7 protein-coding genes are annotated in these 6,353 nt (G+C 67.3%); all 7 read right to left on the reverse strand.

Annotated elements, in window-relative coordinates; translation table 11 throughout:
- Positions 1 to 148 (reverse strand): flagellar motor protein MotB (locus F8K16_RS09285; protein WP_367122868.1); only part of this gene is annotated, 148 nt, incomplete at its 3' end.
- Positions 145 to 858 carry an OmpA family protein gene (locus tag F8K16_RS07050; protein WP_294948664.1) on the reverse strand — a complete coding sequence of 238 codons (714 nt, stop codon included), beginning with the start codon at positions 856 to 858 and terminating at the stop codon, positions 145 to 147. The genes F8K16_RS07050 and F8K16_RS09285, both read right to left, overlap by 4 nt.
- A gap of 1 nt (position 859) precedes the next feature.
- Complete coding sequence (locus tag F8K16_RS07055) at positions 860 to 1,687, reverse strand: MotA/TolQ/ExbB proton channel family protein (RefSeq protein ID WP_294948666.1); 828 nt, start codon at positions 1,685 to 1,687, stop codon at positions 860 to 862.
- Between the two features lie 13 nt (positions 1,688 to 1,700).
- Positions 1,701 to 2,546 carry a 1-acyl-sn-glycerol-3-phosphate acyltransferase gene (locus F8K16_RS07060; protein WP_294948668.1) on the reverse strand — a complete coding sequence of 282 codons (846 nt, stop codon included), beginning with the start codon at positions 2,544 to 2,546 and terminating at the stop codon, positions 1,701 to 1,703.
- Positions 2,537 to 3,079 carry a D-glycero-beta-D-manno-heptose 1,7-bisphosphate 7-phosphatase gene (gene gmhB, locus F8K16_RS07065; protein ID WP_294948670.1) on the reverse strand — a complete coding sequence of 181 codons (543 nt, stop codon included), beginning with the start codon at positions 3,077 to 3,079 and terminating at the stop codon, positions 2,537 to 2,539. The genes F8K16_RS07060 and gmhB overlap by 10 nt, the downstream gene beginning before the upstream one ends.
- Positions 3,076 to 5,145, reverse strand: a complete 2,070-nt coding sequence (gene glyS / locus F8K16_RS07070; protein ID WP_294948673.1) for a glycine--tRNA ligase subunit beta — start codon at positions 5,143 to 5,145, stop codon at positions 3,076 to 3,078. Before glyS ends, gmhB begins: the two co-directional genes overlap by 4 nt.
- Entirely contained in the window at positions 5,145 to 6,068 is a 924-nt protein-coding gene (gene glyQ, locus F8K16_RS07075) for a glycine--tRNA ligase subunit alpha (protein ID WP_294948675.1), read from the reverse strand. Before glyQ ends, glyS begins: the two co-directional genes overlap by 1 nt.
- Positions 6,069 to 6,353 lie beyond the last annotated feature (285 nt).

Here is a 6,353-nt window from a genome sequence, read left to right on the forward strand (position 1 = left end):
CCAGCCACTTCTGCACCCGGGAGATGGCGCCGTAGTTGAGCGCCAGCATCATGACGAAGAAGGTGATCAGCAGGGTGGTCATGTCCCCGAAGGAGAGCAGCCACACGCTCTTGACCCGTTCACGCAGGGCATCGCTGTCGGCGCTCATGGGCGGGTGTCCTCCCACATGTCCGGCTGCAGGTAGAGCTCCACCCGCTCATTGCGGGCATCGGCCGGGTTGGGAAACAACGGATGCAGCGCCCCGTAGCCGGCGATGGCCCAGTATTCGTCCACCAGCAGGCTGGATCGCTGAAGCGCCTGCCGCACCCGGTCGGCCCGGTAGAGGCTCAGCGTCATGGCGTCGGAGAATGGACTGTCCGCAGGCAGGGGGCGGCGGGCGGTGTGCCCCTCCACCCGCAGGGTCAGGCGCAGACGGAAGCCGCGGTTTTCGATCTGCTGCACCAGCAGGCCGTAGCGCCGCTGGAAATGGGCCAGATCAAGCGCCCGCAGCAGCCGGCCCATGGCGGCCAGATAGGGCTCGAAACGGGGGTTGAGCTGATCGCTGCCCGGGGCGAACAGGGGCGCGCCGGCAAACAGCGCCGGCGCCGGGTAGAGACGCACCCCCTTGGGAAAGTCGTTCTCCACCCGCACCCAGTCCATGCCCTGTGCCCGCAGGGCGGCCTTCACGTCCAGATAGAGCCGCTGGGTGAGCTGCTGGTGGGCACGCTTGACGGCGATGCCCTCCAGCTGCACCTGAGTGATCAGCACCACGAAGAAGGCCAGCAGCGCCGAGAACAGCGCCACATAGGTCATCATCCAGATGCGCTGGAAGCGCGCTGCCCGCGCCCCGGCCTCGGCGACCTGCTGCTGCGCGTCCATGTCAGCGCAGCGCCTCCAGTTTCTCGGCCATCTGCGCGTCCAGATGGGCCAGCAGCCTGTCCTTGACCATCAGCGGACCCTCCTGATGCCACAGTGCCACCACCGCCTCGATGACCAGGCGGTTCTTGAACGCCTCGGCGTCGGCCAGCACCTTGAGCTTGCCCGCCACCGGCATGAACACCAGATTGGCCAGCAGCACGCCGTAGAAGGTGGTCACCAGCGCCAGCCCCATGCCGGTGAGCAGCCCGGCGAGCATGTTCTGGGTCTGCTCGGCGCCGAAGGCGGCCACCGCCTGCTCCCCGCCCTGCCGGGTCATCATGATGATCAATCCCATGACCGTGCCCATCATGCCGAAGGCGGGCGCGTAGGCGGCCATGGTGTTGAACACTTCCTGACACACCAGCTGACGCAGCATGTCGCTGTTGAGCCGGCTTTCCAGCACGCGGCGCAGCTGCTGCTCGTCCTTGTGGATGAGCGCCTCGCCGATGGCGAAGCGGAAGAAGGGATCGGAAATCTCGTCCACGGCCCGCTCCAGCGCCAGCAGGCCGCCGCGCTTGACCCGGTGGGCCAGCTCCACCGCCTCCTCCACCACCGCATCCGCCTTGGGCGGCTCGTGGGTCAGCACGCGCCACAGGCCCCAGAAGACGCACATCACCTGCGAGAAGGGATAGTTGACCAGCACCGCCGCCAGGGTGCCGCCCACCACCACGCCCAGCGCCTGGGCATTGAAAAAGGCGCCGATAATGCGGCCGGTGTCATAGTCCACCATGCTCAGCAGGAGGACCATCAGGCCGATTATGGCGCCCAGAATGGTGGCGGCTTTGCTCATGGCATCCCTTGTGTCAGTTCATGCCGGCCTGCCCTCCCTGCGGTCTGCTCAACAGGTGTTCGGCAAACCAGCGCTGCATCTGCTCGCTGATGGCTTTCGGTTTCTGGCCGTGAAAGTGGAACGGCGCGCTGATCTCCACCCGAATCCGGCCCGGATATTTGAGAAAACTGTTCTTCGGCCACACTTCGCCGGCATTGTGGGCCACCAGATGGCTGGGCACGTCCGCCTGCGCCGCCAGCATCGGCCCGCCGATCTTGATCTCGCCCAGAACACCCGGCGGCATGCGCGTGCCCTCCGGAAAGATGACCACCCACAGCCCGGCCTCAAGCCGCTTCAACCCCTCGGAGACCAGCTTCTGCAGCGCCTTGCGTCCCGCCTTGCGGTCCAGCGCGATGGGGTGCAGCAGCGCCATGCCCCAGCCGAAGAAGGGAATGCGCAGCAGCTCCTGCTTGAGCACATACACCTGCGGCGGGAAGATGGACTGCAGCGCGATGGTCTCCCAGGCCGATTCATGCCGAGCAAAAATCAGGCCAGGTCGGCTCATGTCCACATGCTCCAGCCCGTGCACCTCGTAGCGGATGCCGCAGGTGAGCCTCAGCCACCACAGGGTGAACTTGCCCCACAGAGTCATGTAGCGGTAGCGGGTCTCAAAGGAAAACGGCCACAGCAGCTGGCCGGTGATGGCGAAGAAGATCATCGAACCGATGCGGCCCGTTTCGAACAGCGTGGAGCGCAGCAGCACCACCGGCAGGCTGTAGCGCCAGCCACGGGGGGCGGGCCGGGCCGCCGGGGCAGGCGCGCTGCGCCCGGCCATGCCCGACCGGGGGGTCGTGGTGCGGGGCTTCTGCTCTACAGCCATAGCGCCTCCACCGCCGCCAGCAGGTTGTCGAACACCGGCACCTGCATCCGTTCCAGATCCGCCCCATGCGCCGCCAGCGTGCGCTCGCCCTTGCCGGAGCGCACCAGCACTGGTTGCATGGCCAGCGCCCGGGCCGCCTGCACGTCCCCCCAGGTGTCACCCACGAAGGGCACCCCCTGGAGGGCGCAGCCATAGCGCCGACCGATGGCGCGCAGCATGCCGGTGCCCGGCTTGCGCGCCGGCGAGTTCTCGTGGGACTGATACGGCGCCGTGCTGATCCAGTCCACCCCGCCGCCGTGTTCCGCCAGCAGTGCCTGCATCTTGGCGTGCATGGCGCTCAGGGTGGCGTGATCGTAGAGACCGCGGCTGATGCCGGACTGATTGGTGGCCACCGCCACCGTCCAGCCGGCCCGGTTCAGCCGGGCGATGGCCTCCAGACTGCCCGGCACCGGCACCCACTCGTCCGGCGACTTGATGAAGGCGTCGGAGTCCTCGTTGATGACCCCGTCGCGGTCGAGCACGATCAGCTTCATGCGGACAGGCGCGACAGATCGGCGATGCGGTCGAAGGCGGCCTTGAGGGTGGCCAGCAGCGCCAGCCGGTTGGCCCGCAGCGCCGCGTCCTCGGCCATGACCATCACATGGTCGAAGAAGGCGTCCACCGCCGGACGCAGGGTGGCCAGCTTCTCGATGGCGGCGACGAAATCACCCGCCGCCACCGCCGCGTCCACCTCCTCCGCCAGAGCGGTGTAGGCCGCCCACAGGGCGCGCTCCTCATCCGCCTCGAACAGGTCGGGGTTGACCTCGGCCGAGACGGTGCCGGCCTTCCTGAGAATGTTGCCGATGCGCTTGTTGGCCGCCGCCAGCGCCTCGGCACCCTCCAGCTCGGCGAAGCGGCGCACCGCCTCGATCCGGCGGGCGAACTGCACCGGCCGGTCGGAGCGCACCGCGCGCACCGCCTCGAACTGCTCGACGCTCACCCCCTGCTCCTGATACCACGCCTTCAGACGGGAATACATGAAGTCCACGATCTCGTCCCGCAGCGCGTCGGAGTGCTCCACCGCGTCATGCTGCCTGAGGCTCATCTCCACCAGCCGGCGCAGGTCCAGCGGCAGCTGGTGTTCGATGATGATGCGCAGCGCCCCCAGCGCCGCCCGGCGCAGACCGTAGGGATCTTTGTCGCCGGTGGGCGCCTCGCCGATACCGTAGATGCCGGTGATGGTGTCCAGCTTGTCGGCGATGGCCAGTGCCTGGCTGATGCCGTCGGCCGGCAGGCCGTCACCGGCGAAGCGGGGCCGGTACTGGTCGTCCAGTGCCTGCGCCACACGGGGATTCTCCCCCTGTTCCAGCGCGTAGTAGCGGCCCATGATGCCCTGCAGTTCCGGGAACTCGCCCACCATCTCGGTCATCAGGTCACACTTGGACAGGTGCGCCGCCCGCTCGCACAGGGCCACGTCCTCGCCCAGCTCGCGGCCTATGAGGGCGGTCAGGTTCTCCAGCCGGTCCACCTTGTCCATCAGCGTGCCCAGCTTCTGCTGGAACACCACCTGCTTCAGCCGCGGCAGGAAGCTCTCCAGCGGCTGCTTGCGGTCCTGATCCCAGAAGAAGCGCGCGTCCGCCAGACGGGGGCGGATGACCCGCTCGTTGCCGTCGCGCACCGCATCCGGGTTGCGGCTGTCGATGTTGACCACGGTGATGAAACGGTTGAGCAGCCGGCCCTCGCCGTCGACCACGTGGAAATACTTCTGATGCCCCTTCATGGCGGAGATGAGGCACTCCGGCGGCACGGCGAGGAAATCCTCATCGAAGCTGCCCATGATGGCCACCGGCCATTCGTTCAGCGCCGTCACCTCGTCCAGCAGATCGGGGTCGATGACCGCCTGGGCGCCGATCTCCGCGGCCAGCGCCTGCACCTGTTCGGCGATGCGCACGGCACGGGTATCGAAATCCGGCTCCACGAAGCCGCGCTCCCGCAGAGTGGGCAGATAGTCGTCCGGCGTGGCCAGCTCGAAGCCCTGCGGCGCGTGGAAGCGGTGTCCGTGGGTGACGCGCCCCGTCTCGTGCTCCAGCAGGGTGGCCGGCACCACCTCACCGCCCAGCAGCATCACCACCCAGTGCACCGGCCGCACGAAGGCGGCCTCGCGCGCGCCCCAGCGCATGCGCTTCGGAATCGGCAGCCGGTCCAGCGCCCGCTGCACGATGCCCGGCAGCAGTTCCGCAGCCGGCACGCCCTTCTGCTCGATGCGCGCGCCCATCCACACGCCCTTGGGGGTCTCAATCTCGATCAGCGCCTCCACGGCCACGCCACAGCTGCGGGCAAAGCCCAGCAGCGCCTTCGTGGGGTTGCCGTCGGCGTCGAAGGCGGCCTGCTTCGCCGGGCCGCGGCGCTCGATCACCTTGTCCTGCTGGGCGGTCTGCAGCCGGCGCACCAGCACCGCCAGCCGCCGTGGGCTGGCGTAGGCTTCCACTTCGTCATGGGTCAGTTCCGCATCGGCCAGCCCGGCGACGATCTCATCCCGCAGCGCGTCCCGCAGGCGCTTCAGGGCCTTGGGAGGCAGCTCCTCGGTGCCCAGCTCGAACAGAAAATCCCTGCGTTCCATCACTTGCCCTCCTTCACCAACGGGAAGCCCAGCGCCTCGCGCCGGTCGTAATAGGCCTGCGCCACCTGACGGGCCATGTCGCGCACCCGTCCGATGAAGCGGGCGCGCTCGGTCACGCTGATGGCGTGACGCGCATCCAGCAGGTTGAAGGTGTGGGAGGCTTTCAGCACCTGCTCGTAGGCGGGCAGAGGCAGGCCGTCGGCGATCAGCTTGCCGAATTCGGCCTCGCACTCGTCGAAGTGACGGAACAGCATGTCGGTATTGGCCTTCTCGAAGTTGTAGGCGGACATCTCCACCTCGTTCTGATGGAACACGTCCCCATAGGTGACCGGGCCGTCGGGCCCCTCCACCCACACCAGGTCGAAGACGGAGTCCACCCCCTGCAGATACATGGCGATGCGCTCCAGGCCGTAGGTGATCTCGCCGGTGACCGGGCGGCACTCCAGCCCGCCCACCTGCTGGAAGTAGGTGAACTGGGTCACCTCCATGCCGTTGAGCCATACTTCCCAGCCAAGGCCCCAGGCGCCAAGGGTGGGCGACTCCCAGTTGTCCTCCACGAAGCGGATGTCGTGAGTCAGCGGATCGATGCCCAGCATGCGCAGGGAGTCGAGATACAGCTCCTGAATGTCATCCGGCGAGGGTTTGAGCACCACCTGAAACTGATAGTAGTGCTGCAGGCGGTTGGGGTTCTCGCCATAGCGGCCGTCGGTGGGGCGGCGGCACGGCTGCACGTAGGCGGCCCGCCACGGCTCCGGGCCCACCGCCCGCAGGAAGGTGGCCGGATGGAAGGTGCCGGCACCCATCTCCATGTCGTAGGGCTGCATCACCACGCAGCCCTGTCGGGCCCAGTAGTTCTCCAGAGCATGAATCAGGCCCTGAAAGGTCCTGACCTGTTCGTTGTCGGTAATGGCGCTCACGGGGATTCGTCCTGTGTCATTCCTGTCAAAAACGGCAAAATTATACTGCGCGCACCTGTTCTTACCTTGTTTTCTCCCGCAGCGACATTAGAATTGGTTCAAATGTCACAGGTATCCACGTTCATGCGTCCACTGCGTCTGCTGTCGCTGCTGGTGCTCACGCTCGCCGGCCTCGCCCTTTCCGCCCTCTCCCTCTCCAGCCGCGCCGGTGGCGATGATGACCGACTGGCGCTGGTCAGGCTGCCGTTGCCGCCGCTGGAAAGCACCCGCCCCGCAGCCCCCCCCGGGCAC

Source organism: Sulfurivirga sp. (assembly GCF_015490265.1).
Taxonomy (GTDB): domain Bacteria; phylum Pseudomonadota; class Gammaproteobacteria; order Thiomicrospirales; family Thiomicrospiraceae; genus Sulfurivirga.

Excerpts from the sequence above, each read along its gene's own strand:
- F8K16_RS07060 (WP_294948668.1), bottom strand. The coding sequence starts at position 2,546 with ATGGCTGTAGAGCAGAAGCCCCGCACCACGACCCCCCGGTCGGGCATG.
- gmhB (WP_294948670.1), bottom strand. The coding sequence starts at position 3,079 with ATGAAGCTGATCGTGCTCGACCGCGACGGGGTCATCAACGAGGACTCC.
- F8K16_RS07050 (WP_294948664.1), bottom strand. The coding sequence starts at position 858 with ATGGACGCGCAGCAGCAGGTCGCCGAGGCCGGGGCGCGGGCAGCGCGC.
- F8K16_RS07055 (WP_294948666.1), bottom strand. The coding sequence starts at position 1,687 with ATGAGCAAAGCCGCCACCATTCTGGGCGCCATAATCGGCCTGATGGTC.
- glyS (WP_294948673.1), bottom strand. The coding sequence starts at position 5,145 with ATGGAACGCAGGGATTTTCTGTTCGAGCTGGGCACCGAGGAGCTGCCT.